This is a genomic window from Phaeobacter gallaeciensis (genome assembly GCF_001678945.1).
Lineage (GTDB): Bacteria > Pseudomonadota > Alphaproteobacteria > Rhodobacterales > Rhodobacteraceae > Phycobacter > Phycobacter gallaeciensis_A.
Genome location: NZ_CP015124.1, coordinates 536,724 through 554,983, shown reverse-complemented (window position 1 = coordinate 554,983; position 18,260 = coordinate 536,724). Strand labels below are relative to the sequence as shown.

At 61.6% G+C, this 18,260-nt stretch carries 19 protein-coding genes; 7 read left to right on the top strand and 12 right to left on the bottom strand.

All coding sequences use genetic code 11. The features are described from left to right. Positions 1–28 precede the first annotated feature (28 nt). The 4 genes from JL2886_RS02615 to JL2886_RS02600 form a co-directional block, all read right to left on the bottom strand. Positions 29–844, bottom strand: coding sequence for an arginyltransferase (locus JL2886_RS02615; RefSeq protein WP_065270598.1), 816 nt, complete (start codon positions 842–844; stop codon positions 29–31). A gap of 146 nt (positions 845–990) precedes the next feature. After that, entirely contained in the window at positions 991–1,431 is a 441-nt protein-coding gene (locus JL2886_RS02610; RefSeq protein WP_065270597.1) for an RDD family protein, read from the bottom strand. A 95-nt stretch (positions 1,432–1,526) separates the two neighbouring features. After that, positions 1,527–1,973: a DUF2852 domain-containing protein gene (locus JL2886_RS02605; protein ID WP_065270596.1), complete on the bottom strand. Its 447-nt coding sequence runs from the start codon at positions 1,971–1,973 to the stop codon at positions 1,527–1,529. A gap of 158 nt (positions 1,974–2,131) precedes the next feature. After that, positions 2,132–2,614, bottom strand: a complete 483-nt coding sequence (locus JL2886_RS02600; protein WP_065270595.1) for a MarR family winged helix-turn-helix transcriptional regulator — start codon at positions 2,612–2,614, stop codon at positions 2,132–2,134. 217 nt (positions 2,615–2,831) lie between these two features. Here JL2886_RS02600 and ectA point away from each other — a divergent pair, with 217 nt between their 5' ends. Genes ectA through JL2886_RS02580 form a run of 4 tightly spaced genes read left to right on the top strand, consistent with a single transcriptional unit; the run spans position 2,832 to position 6,531 of the window. Continuing rightward, the gene (gene ectA, locus JL2886_RS02595; protein WP_065270594.1) at positions 2,832–3,362 is read left to right on the top strand and encodes a diaminobutyrate acetyltransferase; all 531 of its coding nucleotides are present in this window, start codon (positions 2,832–2,834) and stop codon (positions 3,360–3,362) included. Positions 3,363–3,416: 54 nt separating this feature from the next. Next, a complete protein-coding gene (gene ectB, locus JL2886_RS02590) occupies positions 3,417–4,703 on the top strand; it encodes a diaminobutyrate--2-oxoglutarate transaminase (RefSeq protein ID WP_065270593.1) in 1,287 nt (428 codons plus the stop codon). 4 nt (positions 4,704–4,707) lie between these two features. Beyond that, positions 4,708–5,109, top strand: a complete 402-nt coding sequence (locus tag JL2886_RS02585) for an ectoine synthase (protein WP_065270592.1) — start codon at positions 4,708–4,710, stop codon at positions 5,107–5,109. A 3-nt stretch (positions 5,110–5,112) separates the two neighbouring features. Next, positions 5,113–6,531 carry an aspartate kinase gene (locus JL2886_RS02580; protein ID WP_065270591.1) on the top strand — a complete coding sequence of 473 codons (1,419 nt, stop codon included), beginning with the start codon at positions 5,113–5,115 and terminating at the stop codon, positions 6,529–6,531. Between the two features lie 169 nt (positions 6,532–6,700). Here the strand turns inward: JL2886_RS02580 and JL2886_RS02575 are convergent, their stop codons facing one another. Continuing rightward, positions 6,701–7,198 carry a MarR family winged helix-turn-helix transcriptional regulator gene (locus JL2886_RS02575; protein ID WP_065270590.1) on the bottom strand — a complete coding sequence of 166 codons (498 nt, stop codon included), beginning with the start codon at positions 7,196–7,198 and terminating at the stop codon, positions 6,701–6,703. 162 nt (positions 7,199–7,360) lie between these two features. Here JL2886_RS02575 and mnmH point away from each other — a divergent pair, with 162 nt between their 5' ends. Beyond that, a complete protein-coding gene (gene mnmH / locus JL2886_RS02570; RefSeq protein WP_065270589.1) occupies positions 7,361–8,428 on the top strand; it encodes a tRNA 2-selenouridine(34) synthase MnmH in 1,068 nt (355 codons plus the stop codon). Here the strand turns inward: mnmH and selD are convergent. Genes selD through JL2886_RS02535 form a run of 7 tightly spaced genes read right to left on the bottom strand, consistent with a single transcriptional unit; the run spans position 8,425 to position 16,560 of the window. After that, positions 8,425–10,587, bottom strand: coding sequence for a selenide, water dikinase SelD (gene selD / locus JL2886_RS02565; protein WP_065270588.1), 2,163 nt, complete (start codon positions 10,585–10,587; stop codon positions 8,425–8,427). The two genes, mnmH and selD, sit on opposite strands and share 4 nt — an antisense overlap. 54 nt (positions 10,588–10,641) lie before the next feature. Then, complete coding sequence (locus JL2886_RS02560; RefSeq protein ID WP_065270587.1) at positions 10,642–11,028, bottom strand: Na+/H+ antiporter subunit G; 387 nt, start codon at positions 11,026–11,028, stop codon at positions 10,642–10,644. A gap of 7 nt (positions 11,029–11,035) precedes the next feature. After that, complete coding sequence (locus JL2886_RS02555; RefSeq protein WP_065270586.1) at positions 11,036–11,305, bottom strand: K+/H+ antiporter subunit F; 270 nt, start codon at positions 11,303–11,305, stop codon at positions 11,036–11,038. After that, positions 11,302–11,799: a Na+/H+ antiporter subunit E gene (locus JL2886_RS02550; RefSeq protein WP_065270585.1), complete on the bottom strand. Its 498-nt coding sequence runs from the start codon at positions 11,797–11,799 to the stop codon at positions 11,302–11,304. The genes JL2886_RS02555 and JL2886_RS02550 overlap by 4 nt, the downstream gene beginning before the upstream one ends. Beyond that, positions 11,796–13,349 (bottom strand): monovalent cation/H+ antiporter subunit D, encoded by a 1,554-nt coding sequence (locus tag JL2886_RS02545; RefSeq protein WP_065270584.1) that lies wholly within the window; start codon positions 13,347–13,349, stop codon positions 11,796–11,798. Before JL2886_RS02545 ends, JL2886_RS02550 begins: the two co-directional genes overlap by 4 nt. Then, positions 13,346–13,696: a Na+/H+ antiporter subunit C gene (locus JL2886_RS02540; RefSeq protein ID WP_065270583.1), complete on the bottom strand. Its 351-nt coding sequence runs from the start codon at positions 13,694–13,696 to the stop codon at positions 13,346–13,348. The genes JL2886_RS02545 and JL2886_RS02540 overlap by 4 nt, the downstream gene beginning before the upstream one ends. A gap of 2 nt (positions 13,697–13,698) precedes the next feature. Continuing rightward, positions 13,699–16,560: a monovalent cation/H+ antiporter subunit A gene (locus JL2886_RS02535; RefSeq protein ID WP_065270582.1), complete on the bottom strand. Its 2,862-nt coding sequence runs from the start codon at positions 16,558–16,560 to the stop codon at positions 13,699–13,701. A gap of 297 nt (positions 16,561–16,857) precedes the next feature. Here JL2886_RS02535 and JL2886_RS02530 point away from each other — a divergent pair, with 297 nt between their 5' ends. Together JL2886_RS02530 and JL2886_RS02525 are read left to right on the top strand one after the other, a co-directional pair. Beyond that, positions 16,858–17,364: a rhodanese-like domain-containing protein gene (locus JL2886_RS02530; RefSeq protein ID WP_082995974.1), complete on the top strand. Its 507-nt coding sequence runs from the start codon at positions 16,858–16,860 to the stop codon at positions 17,362–17,364. Between the two features lie 65 nt (positions 17,365–17,429). After that, positions 17,430–18,239: an alpha/beta hydrolase family esterase gene (locus JL2886_RS02525; RefSeq protein ID WP_342455913.1), complete on the top strand. Its 810-nt coding sequence runs from the start codon at positions 17,430–17,432 to the stop codon at positions 18,237–18,239. Positions 18,240–18,260: the final 21 nt, after the last annotated feature.

Sequence of the window (18,260 nt, the reverse complement as noted above, 5' to 3'; positions counted from 1 at the left end):
GGGGGCTAGGGCCCCGACTGCTGGAGAGTTACCGCCCGCGGTGGACCGGCTGCTGGGGAAGCTGAATATTGGCGACCTGTTCGGAAATCGTATCGGTCGCAGGGCTGTCCGCAGTATCTTGAACCTCGGACATCGCTGTCCACTTACCCCCTTGATAGACCTCAAGGCCCGAGAACTTGACCTTATAACCCATCTTGGGGCTGCCTTTGACCCAGTAGCCGAGGTAGACATAGGGCAGCCCTGCATCGCGCGCGATGTCGATGTGATCGAGGATCATATAGGTGCCCAGCGAATTCTGCTGCAGGTTCGGGTTGTAGAAGGAATAGACCATGCTCAACCCGTCTTCGAGCACATCGGTCAGCGACACCGCAGTCAGTGCGTTGTCTTCGGGATTCGTGTATTCCACCACCCGACTGCGCACCGGAGTTTCCTCGATCATTGCGGCATATTCGAACACGTCCATATCGGCCATGCCGCCATCCGCGTGGCGGCTGTCCAGATAGTCGCGGAACAGCTGGTACTGGTCCTCCGTTGCCCAAGGTGATGTTGCCCGGCGGACCAGGTGCGCGTTGCGCTTGCTGGTGCGTTTCTGGCTGCGGCTGGGCGTGAACTCTGCCACGTTGATGCGCGCCGACAGGCAGGCCGAACATTCCGAACAGGACGGACGATACAGCACGTTCTGAGAGCGCCGGAACCCCTGTTGCGAGAGGCTATTGTTCAGCTGCTCGACACCATCGCCCTGCAACGCCGTGAACAGCTTCCGCTCCATCCGCCCCTCTAGATAGGGGCATGGTTGGGGCGCAGTCACATAGAACTGCGGTGCGATCGGAAGAGTATGGCGCATAGGGTCGGGCTTGAGTCCAAGGCTTGTCAAAAAAACACAATAAGGCTGGAGTTCACGATAGCAACGACCAACCCGCCCGCCAAGGCCGGTCTGCACAAATGGTTTAACAGTGATTGCCAAGCGGGATGTTTGCCCCGAGTTGACCGCTATCGCTGGATGCTGCGCCGGTTCAGCATCACGGTGCCGAGAATGGCATCGCCCAGCCCCTGACCGCGTGCCGATGTCAGCATCATGATCACCGAGACCACCTGCAAAAGCGGCACGGCCAGAGCAACCGTATAAGCACCCGTATGCAGCGCGGCCATCTGCAGATCCATCCGCTGGCCGGAAAGGTCACGCAGCTCGATGCCTGCAAAGCGCATCCCCAGCGTGGCAGAGCCGTTGGCGATGGTAATGGTCCGGTAGGCAAAGCCGATCGTCAGATAGAGCAGCGGCCAGATGAAGAGACCGACAAAGGCAGTCATCACCACTGTCGCCATACACAGGCCGAATATGATCAGGCTGTCGACGACCCAGGCCAGCAGCCGTTTGGGGGCAACCGATGCGTAGAATTCAGCTTGGTAATCCGGGTCGGGCAGGGCGGTCATCTCAGGTGTCCTGTTTTGCGGGCGTGTGGGGGCAGGCAGGCAAGCTAGCGCCTCCCACCCGTATCTATGGGCGGGAGGCGCTGATGTCAGCAGGATCAGTGGCGTTTGTCGCCGATATCCTCGTCGCTGATGTCTTGCGCTTCGGCAGGGGCGGCGGCGCGCTGCTCCATGAATTCGTCGAACTCAGCCTTGTCCTTGGCTTCGCGCAGGCGCTGCAGGAAGGCGTTGAAATCGTCCTGTTCCTGCTCCAGGCGGCGCAGCGTATCGGCCTTGTAGGCGTCAAAGGCGCTGTTGCCGCTCGAGGTCATGGCGGACATGCCATGGCGGGTCCAGGATTTGCGGTGGCGGCAGGATTTGTTGAACATACGTTTGCTCCAGATCATGTAAAACAGCAGGGCGAGGCCGATTGGCCAGAAGAACACAAAGCCAAGCACCATGGCAGCAATCCAGGCGCCTTTGCCCTTGCTGTCCAGCCAGGCCTCGCTGCGGGAAAACCAGCCCTGGTCATGCGGGGCGGCTGCGGTGGGGGTGATACTCGTCATTGGAACCTCCGGTATTGGGTTGATGTAAATCGCCTTCACATCCTCAATATCGTACGCTCGCCTGCGCCCTGCAAGTCCGCAAGTAAATGTTTTTTACATTTACTTTGTAGGGTGCTGTTTTGGAGGGATAAAATTATAAATATTAGCGCGAGTATGGGCTAGTGGTCGACGGCGTGGCGGATGTCGCCTGTATCCAGCACTGGGGACGCATCGATGTCGTCGGCATCCAGCATCGCCGCCACGCGTTCAAGGCCCGCCACCAGCATCGCCTGCTCCCAGTCTTCCATCGCGTTGAACTTGCGTACAAAGCGTTGCTGCAGCGGGTCGGGTGCCTCAGTCAGGACCTGACGACCGGCATCGGTCAGCAGGATATTGGTCTGCCGCCGGTCCTGGCTCGACTTTTCACGCAGCACCAGACCGTCACGCACCAGCTTGTCGACAAACGAGGTGATGGTCCCCTGGGACACCCGCATCCGCAGCGAAATCGCCTTGGCGGTGCTGTAACCCTGTTCTCCGATGATCTGAAGAACCCGGAACTGGGCCGGTGTCACCCCGGTGGTTTGCCGAATTTCGCGTCCGAACAATTCGGTGGCCCGGACGATGCGCCGAAGCGCGATCAAGCTGCTGTCGATGCGATCCATGAAGACTCCGTTGTTTTGATCATCAAACTATATAGGAAGATATGACGCTATTCAAAGCAGAATACACTTCGAAATATAAAGGATGCAGGGGGCTAAATACGACGATATCCGCGACATAATGCCTAAAAGCGACGTTTGTGTCGCAAATTTTGCTTTGCCTATTGAAGTTTTCGTGAGGCGCTGCTATTTCGATTGCCGAAGCGAAAGGAGCGAACACATGCAATACCACGCTGACCCGAGGCGGATCCCGCTGCCCACACTGCGTAAACCGACAGCGTCGGATGGCGCGGATATCTGGGAGCTGGTCCGCAGCTGCAGGCCGCTTGACGAGAATTCGATGTACTGCAACTTGCTGCAGTGCGATCATTTTGCCGACACATGCGTACTGGCCGAGCTGTCGGGCGAGGCCGTGGGGTGGATCTCTGCCTACGTCATGCCCAACGACCCCGAAACGCTGTTTGTATGGCAGGTTGCCGTGTCCGAAAAGGCGCGCGGCCGCGGTCTGGGCGCGCTGATGCTGCAATCGATCATGCAGCGTGAGGCCTGCGAAGGCGTCACCCGCTTGCAAACTACGATTACCGCCGACAATGACGCCTCCTGGGCGTTGTTCCGCAAGTTCGCCAAGCTTCAGGACAGCGGTCTGGATATTCAGCCCTACTACACGCAGGCGCTGCACTTCCAGGATCGTCATAAAACGGAAAACCTGGTGACCATCCCTCTGGACGAGCGCGCTCAGCTGGCTGCTTGAGCCGCGCAGACGTCGGTTTTCACTTCAAACTTTCTCCCACCCAAAAGAGGTCGTATGTCTACGAACACCTCCACCACAACTGTATTCAAACGTCGGGAATCCGAGGCGCGCAGCTATTGCCGTGGCTTCGATACCGTCTTTACCTCCGCGCAGGGCTCTGAAATGACTGCCCGCGACGGTCAAACTTATATCGATTTTCTGGCCGGCTGCTCGTCGCTCAACTACGGGCACAACGACCCGGACATGAAAGAGGCGCTGATCGCGCATCTGCAGGCCGATGGCATCGCCCATGGTCTGGACATGCACACCAATACCAAGGCCGATTTCCTCGAGACCTTTGAGAACGTCATCCTGCGTCCACGTAACATGGACCACAAGGTGATGTTCACCGGCCCCACCGGTGCCAACGCGGTCGAAGCGGCGATGAAAATTGCCCGCAAGGTGACCGGACGCAGCAATATCGTGGCCTTCACCAATGGGTTCCACGGTGTGACGCAGGGTGCGCTGGCCGCCACCGGCAACGGCTATCACCGCGGCGGCGCCGGGCTGCCCCTCAATAACGTGACCCGTCTGCCGTTTGACGGCTACATGGGGCAGGGCACCGACACTGCCGATTACCTGGAGGCGATGCTGAACGATCCGTCTTCGGGTCTGGACGCACCTGCCGCAATCCTGCTGGAAACCGTGCAGGGCGAAGGCGGCCTGAACGCTGCGCGCCCTGAATGGGTGCAGCGCGTTGCACGTCTTGCCAAGGAAGCAGGCGCTCTGCTGATCATCGACGACATTCAGGCCGGTTGCGGCCGCACCGGAACTTTCTTCTCTTTCGAGGAGTTCGGCATCGACCCCGACATCGTCACCATGGCGAAATCGGTTTCGGGCTTTGGCCTGCCGATGGCGCTGGTTCTGGTGAAGCCCGAGCATGATGTGATGGGCCCGGCCGAACACAACGGCACCTTCCGCGGCAACACCCATGCCTTTATCACGGCCCGCGTCGCGATCGAGAAATTCTGGTCGGATAACGCCTTTCAGGATGACATCGCCCGCCGGGCGAAGATCGTCGAAAAGGCCCTGCAGGAAATCGCCGACATGGTGCCCGGCTCGCGGCTCAAGGGTCGCAGCATGATGCGCGGTGTCGATGTCGGATCTGGTGAACTGGCTGGCGATATCTGCGCCCGTGCGTTCCAGAATGGCCTGATTGTCGAAACCTCCGGCCCCAATGATGAGGTCGTCAAGATCCTCGCCCCCCTGACCACGCCCGACGCCCAGCTCGAAGCTGGCCTCAGCATTCTCAAGGATGCCGCGCGGGACGTGATCGGAACAACCAAAGTTGCAGCGGAGTAAGACAATGATTGTCCGTGACTATAACGATATCCTTGAAAAAGACCGCGACCGCGTGGTCAGCGATGCGGAGTGGACCAGCGTCCGTATGCTTCTGGCCGATGATGGGATGGGCTTTTCCTTCCACATCACCTTCCTCGAGGCAGGCTCGGAACATACGTTCGAATACAAGAACCACTTTGAGAGCGTCTATTGCATGCAGGGCAGCGGGTCGATCACCGACCTGGCAACCGGCGAGACGCATCACATCCGTCCCGGCGTGATGTATGCGCTCGACAAACACGACCGCCACGTGTTGAAGGCTGACGAACAGCTCGTGATGGCCTGCTGCTTCAATCCGCCCGTTACGGGAACCGAAGTACACCGGGAAGACGGATCCTACGCGGCGCCAGAAACCGTCGAGGCTTAAGCCATGACCCATACTGTAGAAAAGATCGGCGGGACATCCATGTCCCGCCTGAACGAGCTACGGGATACGCTGTTCATCAAGAACGATGAGCCCGAATACGGGCGTATTTTCGTGGTGTCCGCCTTTGGTGGCATCACCAACCTACTGTTGGAGCACAAGAAGACCGGTGCCCCCGGTGTCTATGCCCGCTTTGCCAATGCCGAGGATGACCACGGCTGGTTCGATGCTCTGAACGAGGTCTCGGCCGCGATGATCGCCGCGCATGAGGCGGTTCTGGACAATGCCGGCGATGTTGCCCAGGCAACGGCCTTTGTGCAGGAACGTATCGAAGGCGCCCGCAATTGCCTGATCGACCTGCAGCGCCTGTGCTCCTACGGACATTTCCGCCTGAATACGCATCTGCTGCAGATCCGCGAGCTGCTCTCTGGTCTCGGCGAGGCGCATTCGGCGCTGGTTGCCGTGCTGATGTTGCAGCGGGCGGGCGTCAATGCGCGTCTGGTGGATCTGTCCGGCTGGCGCGGCGATGCGGATATGTCGCTGGAACAGCGGATTGAAACGGCTCTGGAAGGGGTCGACCCGGCGCAGGAAATGCCCATCGTCACCGGCTACGCGCAATGCGCCGAAGGCCTGATGCGGGAATTCGACCGGGGTTATTCCGAGGTGACCTTCTCGCAGTTGGCAGCACAGACCGGCGCGCGTGAGGCGATCATTCACAAGGAATTCCACCTGTCATCTGCCGATCCGAAACTGGTCGGTGCCGAGAACGCCCGCAAACTGGGCCACACCAACTATGACGTGGCGGACCAGATGGCAAACCTCGGCATGGAGGCGATCCACCCATCGGCGGCAAAGACCCTGCGTCAATCCGGTGTGCCGCTGCGCGTCACCAACTGCTTTGAACCCAATGATCCGGGCACGGTTATCGACGAACAGCCCGCACCCAAGGCGGCGGCTGAAATCGTCACCGGCCTTGATATTATTGCGCTGGAGCTGTTCGAACAGGACATGGTCGGCGTCAAAGGCTATGACGCTGCGGTGTTGGACATCCTGACACGCCACAACGTGCGGATCGTGTCGAAGGTGACCAATGCCAATACGGTGACCCACTATCTGGACGCCTCGCTAAAATCGATGCGCCGGGTCGAGGCCGATCTGCTGGCCCGCTTCCCGCAGGCCGAGGTCAACAGCGAAAAGCTGTCGCTGATCTCCGTCGTGGGACGCGATCTGAGTGGCCTGCACGTCCTGGCCCGCGGGATGAATGCCCTTGAGAAGAAGGATATTCTGCCGCGCGGTGCAACGCAGGGGCCACGCAATGTGGACACCCAGTTCATCCTGCAGCGCGAGGATAAGGACGCAGCCATTGCACTGCTGCATTCGGAGTTCTTCGGAGCCACCGAGTCCCAGGCGCTGAAAGCGGCCTAAGAGCGCAGGCGCTTTAGGCAAAAACGACCGGTTTTCAGTCGGGTGGCGCGTTTCGCGCCCCGCGTTCTGAAAACTGGTCGTTTTGCGTTTTTACAGACGTGTTCCGGGGCTGTCGAAACACGCGGCCAAAGCATAAGCCTCCACGCGAATGCCTTTTAGGCTATACGCGCTAGCTTTGCCGGGGCGGTCTGCGCAGGGGGGCGCGGCTGCGTTCGTTGCCAGCGGCTGTCGCCTTTTGCAGCAGCGTCATGAATTGTTCCTGCTCTTCAGGGCTGAGGCCGGTCAGGATCTCGCCTTGCACCTCGCGTACAAGGGGGTGCGCCCGGGCTAGAACCTCTTTACCAGCTTCGGTCAGGGTCAGCTGTCGCGCGCGGCGATCCCGCGGGCTGACGGTGCGGTCGATCAGCTGTTTCGCTTCCAGCCGGTCGATCACCTTGCCGAGTGTCGCCCGGTCATAGGCAATAAGCCCCGCAACAGAGGCCTGATCAATGCCAGGGTTGGCATCAATGGCTTTCAGCGCGGCGTATTGAACAGGGGTGAGGTCGATATCGTGGGCGGCGACCTTTTCGGTGAACTGGGCCACTGAAATCTGATGCAAGCGGCGGATCAGGTGACCGGGAAACTGATGCAGATCCAACGCGTGATCATCCTCGTCTTGTGCGTCCATAAACCCTGTTCCGGCTGTTGCTGTCTCGTCCGACTGTGATGCACAGATAAACCAGAATAGTGGGTAAATGGCCACCATATACGGTGTCGCAGCCGGTCAATCGGCAGCCGGGTCCGTAAAACCCGCTTTCCCTTGTGGATGCAGCGGGCTAGACCCTGTTTCATGGTGAAAAGTTTTTCTTCCCTTCAGGATATGTACGATCATGGCTATGACACCATCATTGATGTGCGTAGCCCGGCCGAATTTGCAGAGGATCACGTCCCCGGTGCTATCAACCTGCCGGTCCTGAACAATGAAGAACGGGCTGAGGTTGGCACGATCTATGTGCAAGAAAGCCCCTTTCTGGCGCGCAAGCTGGGCGCGGCCATGGTGTTCCGCAATGCCGCGCGGCACATCGAAGAGACGCTGAGCCAATACGAAGGCGGCTGGCGGCCGCTGGTCTATTGCTGGCGCGGTGGGCAGCGCTCCGGCAGTTTCACCTATCTCTTGCAGCAGATCGGCTGGCGGGCCGAGATGATCTCAGGCGGCTATCAGTCCTACCGCAGGCTGGTGCATCAAATGTTGTATGAGGACGATCTGCCTTACCGGCTTGTGCTGTTGGATGGCTATACCGGCACGGCGAAGACCGACCTTCTGAAGCATGTGGCAGAACTGGGCGCGCAGGTGCTGGATCTGGAAGGGCTGGCCAACCATCGCGGCTCGCTTTTGGGGGGCATGCCGGAGGACCAGCCCGGCCAGAAGGCCTTTGAATCTGCGCTTGCGGGTGCGCTGAGCCGTCTGGACCCCAGCCGCCCTGTGCTTGTCGAGGCGGAATCGAGCAAGGTTGGAGACCGGATCATTCCCCCCAGCCTCTGGAGCCTGATGAAACAGGCGCCACGGATCGAGGTCAGCGCCTCGGTCGAAGAACGCTGCCGCTACCTGCTGCGGAGCTACAGCGACGGTCTGCCAGATGCGGATACACTGTCCGAAATGCTGGAGCGGCTTCGTGCGCGTCGCTCGAATGCGGTGGTGGATGGCTGGCTGTCCCTGATCGAAGAGGGCGATATGGCTGGCTTGGCGCGCGCCCTGATGGAGCAGCATTACGATCCGGCCTACCGCAGTTCACGCCGCAACATCGGCGCTGATGCCGTGGCAGAAGTACAGCTGAAGGATCTGGACGATCAGACGCTGCAATCTGCCGCCACGACTATCTGCGACACGCTTGAAGGTCTGGCCGCAAAGGGTTTTTAAGTCAAAACAATTTGCCCTGCGCCTTGGGTAATCTTCCCGATGATCGCCGCCGGGTAACCTGCCTCTTTCAGCTGCTGCAGCACCCCGTCGGCCTTGTCCTGCGGTAGGGCCGCGAGCAGGCCGCCAGCGGTCTGCGGGTCGAACAGCAGATCCTGCGCGCCACTGGTGAGCCATTCCGGCAGCAACGCGGCGTTTTCCGGGAATAGCGAGGAGCGGATGCCGCTGTCGGCCAGCTGCGCGGCGCCCTCCATCAGCGGCACGGCGGCAAAATCAATCTCTGCACTGACGCCTGAAGCCTCGCAGATGCCAAGGAGATGCCCGGCCAGACCAAAGCCAGTGACGTCGGTCATCGCGTGGGCTTCGGGTGCCAGAATGCGGGAGGCTGCGGCCTGCGGCTGGGCCATCTGTTCAAGCGCAGCGGTGACCCAGGCGCCTTCGGCCTTGCCTGCCATTTCGGCGGCCATGATTACGCCGGAGCCGAGCGGTTTGGTCAGAACCAATGCATCGCCCGGCTGCGCCCCGGCAAGGGTCACAGGATCCTGGTTGCAAAGCCCGGTGACTGTGAACCCCACAGTCAGCTCATCCCCCAGCGAGGTATGACCGCCGATGATCTCGGCGCCTGCATCCTCCATCACGCTGCGCGCGGCGGTCATGATTTCAATCAGGGTCCGTTGCTGCAGGGCTGGCGCCAGACGCGGCAGGATCAAGTTGGCTGTGGCGGCCTGCGGGGCGGCGCCCATGGCCCAGATATCGCCAAGCGCGTGCACCGCTGCGATACGGGCCATCACGAAGGGATCAAGGCTGAAGGCGCGCAGATGATCGGTGCTGATCACCTGCCGCACGTCGCCCATGGTCAGTAGCGCGGCATCATCTCCGGGCAGGGCGGTGACATCCTCACGCAGACTCGCCACGCGCGACACGCCTGCCGCATGCAAGGCGGCGCGCCCGGCCTTGGCGCCGCAGCCGCCGCACATGGGTTTGTCGCCCAGCACTGCAGGCAGGTCCAGCGTATGTTCGGGCGGCAGGTCTGGAACCTCCATTTCGGGCAGGCTGCGGAATTGCTCCATGAAGTTCTGATCGATCCGGTCCTTCCAGCGCCAGATCATCGGGCCGGAAAACTGGGTGCCGAACCTTTCTCCCAGTGCTTCCTTGGCGCCCATGGAGATCAGTTTCAGGTAATCCTTCTGCGGCCGGTAGTGGCGCATCGGATCGCCGGTGATGGCGGCGCGCAAGTTGTGCAGCAGAACCGGGGCCTGCCGCACTGCGTAGACACCGGCCTTGGGGCGCGGGGCATAGGCCAGATGGGCGCAATCCCCGGCGGCAAAGACCTGCGGGTCCGAGGTTTGCAGGCTGTCCGAAACGGTAAGGAAGCCGTCCTGTACCTCAAGCCCGGTATCGGCCAGCCAGTCATGCGGGCGCGCCCCGGCAGCGCCGGTGGTGAAGCCCGAGAGAACCTCGCGCCCGCCTTCGAGTTCGATATGGCTGGAATGGATGCGATTGACGGCGGTGTTTTCAACAACGGTGACGCCTTGCTCGGAAAAGGCGCGGCGCAGCCGCTCGCGGATCCCGGCGCTGGCGGTGCCCAGAACCGGGCCGCTATCGATCAGGGTGGCTTGTTCAAGGCGGCCCCGGCTGCGCAGGGAATGAGCCATCGCCAGAACCAGCTCGGCCCCGGCCACGCCGCCGCCGATCACCGCGATGCGGGCAGGGCCATCGCCGCCGCGGAACGCGTCCCAGCGGCGGGCAAAACTACCAAGCGGCTTCGCGGGGATGCCATGTTCTGCAAACCCGGGCAGGTTTGGCATGTCAGAGGTAATCCCCACATCGACCGAGGCCACGTCATAAGTGATGTCAGGTCGCCCCGGCACCCGGACGCTGCGGGTTTCGGGATCAAGTCCGTCGGCCGCGCCCTGCACCAGCCGCGCTCCGGCAAAGCGCGCCAGCCGGACCAGATCGATATCAAGATCGCCCCGCGCGTAGTGACCGGCAACAAAGCCGGGCAGCATCCCCGAATAGGGCGCGGTGGGGCCGGGGTTGATCAGCGTCAGCCGCGCGCCGGGCAGCGGGCGCATCCCCCATTTCAGCAGCACCAGCGCATGGGCATGCCCGCCTCCGATCAAAACCACATCTTTGGTTTGGGGCAGGCGGGAGGTATCCATTTCGGTGGCTCACTTTCTGTTTCTGGGGCCGTGGGCCAATGGCCCGGGGTGGGGCTATTGCGGCTGATCTGTGCTTTCGGGATCTTCCGGCGGGGTGTTGTGGGTGGCCCAGATCGCATCCGGTCCAGCCGAAGGCAGAGTGCCTGTTTCCTCGCGACGGTGAATGTGCACCTTGGCGATGAAATGCGCGGTCACCGGGGCGGTCAAGAACAGAAACAGCGTGATCATCAATTCGTGTAGCGACAGGCGCCCTTCAAAGGCGATCGCGTGCACCATCGAGGCAAGAAGAACCCCGCCCACGCCCAGCGTCGTCGCCTTGGTCGGAGCGTGCAGCCGCGACATCGGGTCATTGAGTTTCAACAGGCCGTAGGAGCCGACAAAGCCGAACACACCGGCCATGACCAGAAAGCCTGCAATCAGAACGTCGAGTATCATATCCATAAGAGCCTCACTCGATGATATTGCCGCGCAGGATAAAGCGCGCGTAGGCCACGGTTGAAACGAAACCGAGCATGGCGATGATCATAGCCGCCTCGAAAAAGATCTCGGTTCCGAGCGCCAGCCCATAAAGGACCATCAGCGCGATTGCGTTGATGAACATGGTATCAAGCGCAAGGATACGATCAGCCATGGCGGCGGCGAACATCACCTTCCAGAGGTTCATCAACAGCGCCAGCGCAAAGCAGACAAAAGCAAAAAGAGCCGCAGTTTCAATCATTCGAAAATCTCCATCAGGCGGCGCTCGTAGCGCTCTTTGATTTCGTCCCGAACCGCATCAGGGTCGTCGCAATCAAGGCAATGCACCAGCAGGGCGTGACCTTCGGCGGAGACGTCTGCGGTGACGGTGCCCGGCGTCATGGTGATGGTGCCGGCCAGCACGGTGATCGCCTCGGGGGTGCGCAGCTCCAGCGGCACGGTCACCCAGTTGGGCTGCCGTTTTGCGTTGGACTTGAACACCACGATCCGCGCCACGGTGATATTGGCAACAACGATGTCCCAGATCACGATCAGGATATAGGCCGCGATCTTGACGGGATGTTTCATGCGCAGTTGCTGCGGCCAGAACGGCTGGGTCAGGAAGGGGATCAGCAGGCCCAGCAGAAAGCCGAAGACCAGCGAGTTGAGCGTGAAGCTGTTGACGATGAGAACCCAGGTGAGGGTCAGCAGCAGCGTCAGCACCGGGTGCGGCAGAAGTCGATGCATCAGTTTCATTCCCCGGTCCTCCCCAGGACGGTGTCAATATAGGTATCCGGCGCAAAGAGTTGCGCGGAGGTGGCCTCGGCGTAGTCCATCATCGGACCTGCAAAGACGGTCAGCAGGATCAGCCCGGCCAGAAGGCCGAAGCTGGCCACGAAAGGCAGGGACGAACCGCGTTGCGCCTGCACCGGCGCCTCTTCTGGGTCATCCGCTTCCACTTCGCTTTCAGCATCCTCTTGCGGAGCAAGTCCGTGACTTTTCCAGAAGATCAGGCTGCCAGCCCGCGCCAGACCGATGATGGTAATCAGCGACGACACCAGAATGACGCCCCAGATCCACCAGACCAGATCATGCCCGCGCGCCGCATCCATAACCAGAAGCTTGCCCAGGAAGCCAGACAGAGGCGGCATGCCCGCCATGGCGATGGATCCACCAAAGAACAGCGCCGCGATCAGCCCGCTTTGCTTCATCACCGGTTTCGGGGCGATCTCGCCGCCCTGGCGCTCCATCACCATGTCGGCGACCAGGAACAGGAAGGCCGTCGCAAGCGTCGAATGCACGGTGTAGTAAAGCGCAGCACCGACCGAGGCTGGCGTGAACAGCGCCACCGCCGTCAGAAGGGTCCCCATCGAGGTAATGGCGCCAAAGGCGACAAGCCGCCCGATCTCACGCGCGCCAAGAACACCGATGGCCCCCACGGCAAGCGTCAGCAGCGCAGCAGGCAGCAGCCAGTCTCCGGCCAGACCCGCGGTGATCTCGGCCTCGGGGCCAAAGACCAGCGTGTACATACGCAGGATGGCATAGGCGCCGACCTTGGTCATGATCGCAAACAGGGCCGCCACTGGCAAAGGCGCGTTGGCATAAGAGGCTGGCAGCCAGAAATGCAGCGGCAGCACCGCGGCTTTGATGGCAAAGACCAACAAGAGCATGATCGCGCCGACCCGCAACAGGGCAGTATCCTCGGCCGGAAGCTCGGCCACCCGCACGGCCAGATCGGCCATATTGAGCGTGCCGGTCACGGAATAGAGCGTGCCAAGAGCAAACAGGAACAGGGTCGATCCCAGCAGGTTGTAGACGACATATTGCACACCGGCCTGGAACCTTGTGGCGCCGCCTGCGTGGATCATCAGACCATAAGAGGCGATCAGCAGGACCTCGAAGAAAACGAAGAGGTTGAAGGCGTCGCCGGTCAGGAAGGCACCGATGATACCCATCAGCTGGAACTGGAACAGCGCGTGGAAATTGGCGCCGCGCGCGTCCCAGCCGGTTCCGATGGCATATAGCACCACCGCCAGCGCCAGTACCGCCGTCAGGACGATCATCATCGCCGACAGCCGGTCCAGCACCAGCACGATGCCAAAGGGTGCAGGCCAGTCGCCGAGCTCATAGACCTGTACCGTGCCATCGGCGGCCTGGCTGGCCAGAACCAGAGTGATCAGGGCGATCGCAACCGTGCTGGCAATCGAGAAGATGCGTTGCAGGTCCAGATGGTAGCGCACCACCATGATGATGAAGGGGGCAACGATCGCGGGCAGAACGATGGGGGCAATCAGAAGATGGTTCATGCGTCCTCTCCCGACTGCGTATCGCTGGTCATGTCGATGCGGTCATCGCGCGAGGACAGGAAGGCCCCCAGCGCGATCATCACCACAACCGCCGTCATCCCGAAAGAGATCACGATCGCCGTCAGAACCAGCGCCTGCGGCAGCGGATCCGTGTAGGCGACTTCCTCGTATTTGTTGAGGATGGGCGGCGCGTTGACCATCAGGCGCCCAGTGGCGAACAGGAAGACGTTCACCGCATAGGATACCAGCGACAGGCCCAGAATCACCGGAAAGGTGCGTTTGCGCAGGATCAGGTAAATCCCTGCGGCGGTCAGGATACCAACAGCCGAAGCAACCAGAAGTTCCATGCTCAGACCTCGTTTTCGTTCTTGGGCTCGTCATCGCGGGCCGGGTTGATGTCCATGGCGTACTCCGAGGAAATCCCCGGCTGCCAGGCAAAGCGGGAGAGGCTTTCCAGTGCCAGGAGCACCGCGCCGACCACCGCCAGGAAGACGCCGAGGTCGAACAGCGCAGCGGTGGCCCATTCGAATTCTTTCAGCGGCGGCCAGTGGATATAGCCAAAGGCCGAGGTCAGGAACGGCATGTCGTTGAACCAGGCGCCGATACCGGTCGCGGCGGCGATCAGCACGCCGGAGCCGATGATGCCGTGGTAGTAGAACCGCTGCCGTTCAGAGGTCCAGGCAAAGCCGGAGGCCATGTATTGCATGATGACAGCAATGGCCGCGATCAGACCGGCGATAAAGCCGCCGCCCGGCAGGTTGTGACCCCGGAAGAAGATATAGGCCGCCACCATCAACGCCAGCGGCATCATCACGCGGGTCGCGACCACCATCATCATCGGGTGGGCATCGCCTGCCTGCGGCAGATCCGGTTTTCGGTTCAGCAGATAGGCCCGCACGCGGGTGCCCAGAACCGCCTCGGTCAGGGCATAGATGACCAGTGCCGCGATGCCGAGAACGATAATCTCGCCAAAGGTATCAAAGCCCCGGAAATCCACCAGAATGACGTTCACCACATTGGTGCCGCCGCCGCCCTTGTAAGAGTTGGCGAGGTGGAATTCGGAAATGCTGGGCGCCGCGAAATCGCGCGTCATCAGCGCATAGATCAGCCCGCCTGCGCCAAGACCAGCCACAACGGCGATGGCACCATCGCGCAGCCGGATCAGCGCCGGGGTCTCGACCGGGGTTTCCTTGGGCATGAAGTTCAGCGCCAGAAGCATCAGCACGATGGTCACAACCTCGACCGACAGCTGGGTCAGCGCCAGATCGGGGGCCGACAGGTAGTTGAACGACATGGAGACCACCAGACCCACGACGCCGATCAGGACCAGTGCCAGCAGGCGGTTGCGGTGACGCGCAACGATCAGCAGCGTTGCGAGAACCAGGCTGAGCCACCCGAGTGCCGGGATCGCGCCGATTTCCTGCAGGCTGCGGGTTGCCGGGCCAGTGGTGCCGGTGGAATAGGCATACCAACTGATCGCCACGGTAAAGCTGATCATCACCGCGCCATAGCGGGTGATGGAGCCATTGTGCAGCCCGTCGGTGATCGCCTTGGCCAGACGCGCCAGCACCGCCATCAGGGCATCAAAGATATCCTTGGCCTCGGGGCGGGGGGCGGCGTTCCAGGCGCGCATCAGGGGCTTGTGCAGCGCGAGCAGCAGCCCACCGCCGCCCACAGCCACCAGCGACATGTAAAGGGCGGGCGTCAAACCATGCCAGAGTTTCAGCGAGTAATAGGGCAGTTCTTCTCCACCAATCACGGCGCCAGCGGCCACGGCCACCAGTGGCCCGGCGATCTTGGCCGAGAACAGGCCGATCAGCACCACCAGCGTGATCAGGAAGGCCGGGGCCAGCCACATGCCCGCACCCGGATCATGGGGATGCGCGGGATAGTCGTCCCGCTTGGGGCCAAAGAAGACATGAACGATGAAGCGGAAGGAATAGGCTGCCGAGAACAGCGCCGCGATCAGTGCAAGGCCCGGCACCAGATAGTGCGATCCGGCCCAGACCGTGTGTACGGTTTCCTCCAGCATCATCTCCTTGGACAGGAAGCCGTTGAAGGGCGGGATACCCGCCATCGACAGGGCGGCGACAAAGGCGATGGTGAAGGTCACCGGCATCAGGTGGCGCAGACCGCCCAGACGTTTGATGTCACGGGTGTGCGCCTCGTGATCGACGATCCCGGCCGACATGAACAGCGCCGCCTTGAATGTGGCGTGGTTGATGATGTGGAACACGGCGGCAACCGCTGCGATCTTGGTGCCAAAGCCCAGAAGCATGGTGATCAGGCCCAGATGGCTGACGGTGGAAAAGGCCAGCAAGCCTTTGAGGTCATCCTTGAACAGGGCAATCACGGCACCGATGAGCATCGTCACAAGGCCGGTGGTCGCCACGATGTAGAACCACTCCGGCGTGCCGGCCAGAACCGGCCACATCCGCGCCATCAGGAACAGGCCTGCTTTCACCATGGTGGCGGAGTGCAGATAGGCCGAAACCGGCGTCGGCGCCGCCATGGCGTGGGGCAGCCAGAAATGGAACGGGAACTGTGCCGATTTGGTGAAACAGCCCAGCAGGATCAGGATCAGCGCGGGCATGTAGAGCGGCGACGCCTGGATAAGGTCCTTGTTCTCCAGGATCACGCTAAGATCATAAGAGCCGACGATATTGCCGAGGATCAGCATGCCCCCGATCATCGCTAGGCCACCGGAGCCGGTCACGGTCAGCGCCATGCGCGCGCCCTGACGCCCTTCGGGAAGGTGTTTCCAGTATCCGATGAGCAGGAAAGAGGACAGCGAGGTCAGCTCCCAGAACACCAGCAACAACAAGATGTTATCTGAGAGGACGATGCCGACCATCGCACCCTGAAACAGCAACAGGTAGGTGTAGAACTGTCCCATAGGATCTTCGCGTGAAAGGTAAAACCGCGCGTAGAGGATGATCAGCATTCCGATCCCAAGGATCAGCGTAGCAAAGAGAAACCCAAGCCCATCCAGAAAGAAATTCGCACTGAGCCCCAGACCGGGCAGCCAGTCGAATGTGGCTGTGATGACCTCTCCGCGAAATACAGCGGGGGCATGCAGCAGAAGGCCGGTCAGGGCCAGGAAGGTGGTCAGACCAGCCGCCGAAGCGGAGGCGTTACGCCCCGCCCGGATCAGCAGAGCGGGAAAGACCGCTCCTAGAAAAGGCAGGGCCGCAATCAAAAACAGGGACACGTGCAGATCTCCTGGTAGGGCTAGGCGAATTTTGACTTTGCCTAAGCAATTTTTCGCTTCTGTGCCAGCCCCGCAGGCCCGGTTCTGAGGAAGATCGGGCAAATGACGCTGGAATTGTTGGACATTGCGCCACTACTTGGGGCTGGGGGGCGGAGTTGACAAGATTTTGAATGGCCAAAATTCGCCCTCTGTGCTGATCGGGAATACAAATGCTGCTAGAACGGTGTCCAAAGGGATGACACCCGCCTGAAACACGGCGCTGCGGGGCGTGTTTTCCCGGTTATTGGAGAGACGCAGATGCAAGACCCAATCAGTGCGGAGACGCAGGAGGCCAGCGGGCGGCCGGTCACTATGTCGCGGCGCAAGCTGTTGTCCTCTGCGGGCATTCTTCTGGGCGCTGCGGCGGTCGGCGCGGTGGCCTGGCGATATCGGCCCGCGCCGGATCACGACCGTCCGCGCCTGTCCGTGGCCGAGCCGTTTTCCGCTGCCGGAGCGGGGGCGATCACCTTGGTGGACATCCGCACCCCCCGGGAATGGCGCAGTACCGGCGTTCCGGTCGGTAGCGTCCAGATTGACATGCGTCGTGACGATTTTACTGAGGCGCTGTCCCGCGCATTGGGTGGCAACCGCGCCGCGCCGGTGGCGCTGATCTGCGCCCGCGGTGTGCGTTCGGCCCGGATGGTGCGGCGCATGGCAGAGGCAGGGTTTTCACAGATCATGGATGTACCCGAAGGTATGCTCGGCTCTGGTGCCGGACCGGGATGGATCGCGGGCAACCTGCCGGTGGCGCGGTGGCAGGGCTAGGCCCCGCGCGCCGACGGCGCAGCCTGCGCCTCCGCCGGGCCGGAGGAACTCTTCTTTCGTTGTTCGTGGCGGCGCTCTGCGCACGCCCTGCATTGGCAAGTTGCGGCGCTGCCGCAGAAGCTTGCGATCTGCCGTCCGGTGACTACCACATCGCCACACCCGATCCGGGTTCCTCAGACAGTGCGGAAGCAAAAGGCACTCCGGCGGTGGTGTTTCTGCACGGCTATGGCGGTTCGGGCGCCGGGGTGCTGCGCAACCGCGCCCTTGTAAAGGGGCTGCAGGAGCGGGGCTATGCGCTCATCGCGCCGACCGCCTTGCCGCGCTGGAATGGCAAGAGATCATGGAACTTCCTGCCTGGCGCCGAGGGACGGGATGAGGCGCAGTTCCTGCAACAGGTCCTTGGCGATGCGGAGTCGCGGTTCGGCATCGATCGGCAGAGGGTTGTTCTTGCTGGATTTTCCGCCGGGGCCTTTATGGTGAACTACCTCGCCTGCGCCCATCCCGGGGATTTTGCTGCCTTCGCTCCGGTGGCGGGAGGATTCTGGCGGCCACGGCCCGAGACCTGCGCCGGTCCTGTCCGGTTGCTGCACACTCACGGCTGGGCCGACAAGGTCGTACCACTGGAGGGGCGCATTCTGGGCAGCAGCACGCGCGAACAGGATGATATCTTTGCCGGGCTGGCCCTGTGGCGGCAGGTGAACGGCTGCGCCGATGACGCGCCTGATCGCTTGTGGGTTACCGGAGCGGAGCTGCATCGCCGCTGGGATTGCCAATCCGGGGGCGATATTGAACTGACGCTCGGTCCGGGGGGGCACCGCATTCCGGACACCTGGCCGACGCGGGTCGTCGAGTGGTTTGAGCGGACCCCGGACTGACGCCCGGGGCACGCGGTTCTA

Coding starts and splice junctions, on each gene's coding strand:
- JL2886_RS02615 (WP_065270598.1), bottom strand. CDS start 844: ATGCGCCATACTCTTCCGATCGCACCGCAGTTCTATGTGACTGCGCCC.
- JL2886_RS02610 (WP_065270597.1), bottom strand. CDS start 1,431: ATGACCGCCCTGCCCGACCCGGATTACCAAGCTGAATTCTACGCATCG.
- JL2886_RS02605 (WP_065270596.1), bottom strand. CDS start 1,973: ATGACGAGTATCACCCCCACCGCAGCCGCCCCGCATGACCAGGGCTGG.
- JL2886_RS02600 (WP_065270595.1), bottom strand. CDS start 2,614: ATGGATCGCATCGACAGCAGCTTGATCGCGCTTCGGCGCATCGTCCGG.
- ectA (WP_065270594.1), top strand. CDS start 2,832: ATGCAATACCACGCTGACCCGAGGCGGATCCCGCTGCCCACACTGCGT.
- ectB (WP_065270593.1), top strand. CDS start 3,417: ATGTCTACGAACACCTCCACCACAACTGTATTCAAACGTCGGGAATCC.
- JL2886_RS02585 (WP_065270592.1), top strand. CDS start 4,708: ATGATTGTCCGTGACTATAACGATATCCTTGAAAAAGACCGCGACCGC.
- JL2886_RS02580 (WP_065270591.1), top strand. CDS start 5,113: ATGACCCATACTGTAGAAAAGATCGGCGGGACATCCATGTCCCGCCTG.
- JL2886_RS02575 (WP_065270590.1), bottom strand. CDS start 7,198: ATGGACGCACAAGACGAGGATGATCACGCGTTGGATCTGCATCAGTTT.
- mnmH (WP_065270589.1), top strand. CDS start 7,361: ATGGTGAAAAGTTTTTCTTCCCTTCAGGATATGTACGATCATGGCTAT.
- selD (WP_065270588.1), bottom strand. CDS start 10,587: ATGGATACCTCCCGCCTGCCCCAAACCAAAGATGTGGTTTTGATCGGA.
- JL2886_RS02560 (WP_065270587.1), bottom strand. CDS start 11,028: ATGGATATGATACTCGACGTTCTGATTGCAGGCTTTCTGGTCATGGCC.
- JL2886_RS02555 (WP_065270586.1), bottom strand. CDS start 11,305: ATGATTGAAACTGCGGCTCTTTTTGCTTTTGTCTGCTTTGCGCTGGCG.
- JL2886_RS02550 (WP_065270585.1), bottom strand. CDS start 11,799: ATGAAACTGATGCATCGACTTCTGCCGCACCCGGTGCTGACGCTGCTG.
- JL2886_RS02545 (WP_065270584.1), bottom strand. CDS start 13,349: ATGAACCATCTTCTGATTGCCCCCATCGTTCTGCCCGCGATCGTTGCC.
- JL2886_RS02540 (WP_065270583.1), bottom strand. CDS start 13,696: ATGGAACTTCTGGTTGCTTCGGCTGTTGGTATCCTGACCGCCGCAGGG.
- JL2886_RS02530 (WP_082995974.1), top strand. CDS start 16,858: ATGCAAGACCCAATCAGTGCGGAGACGCAGGAGGCCAGCGGGCGGCCG.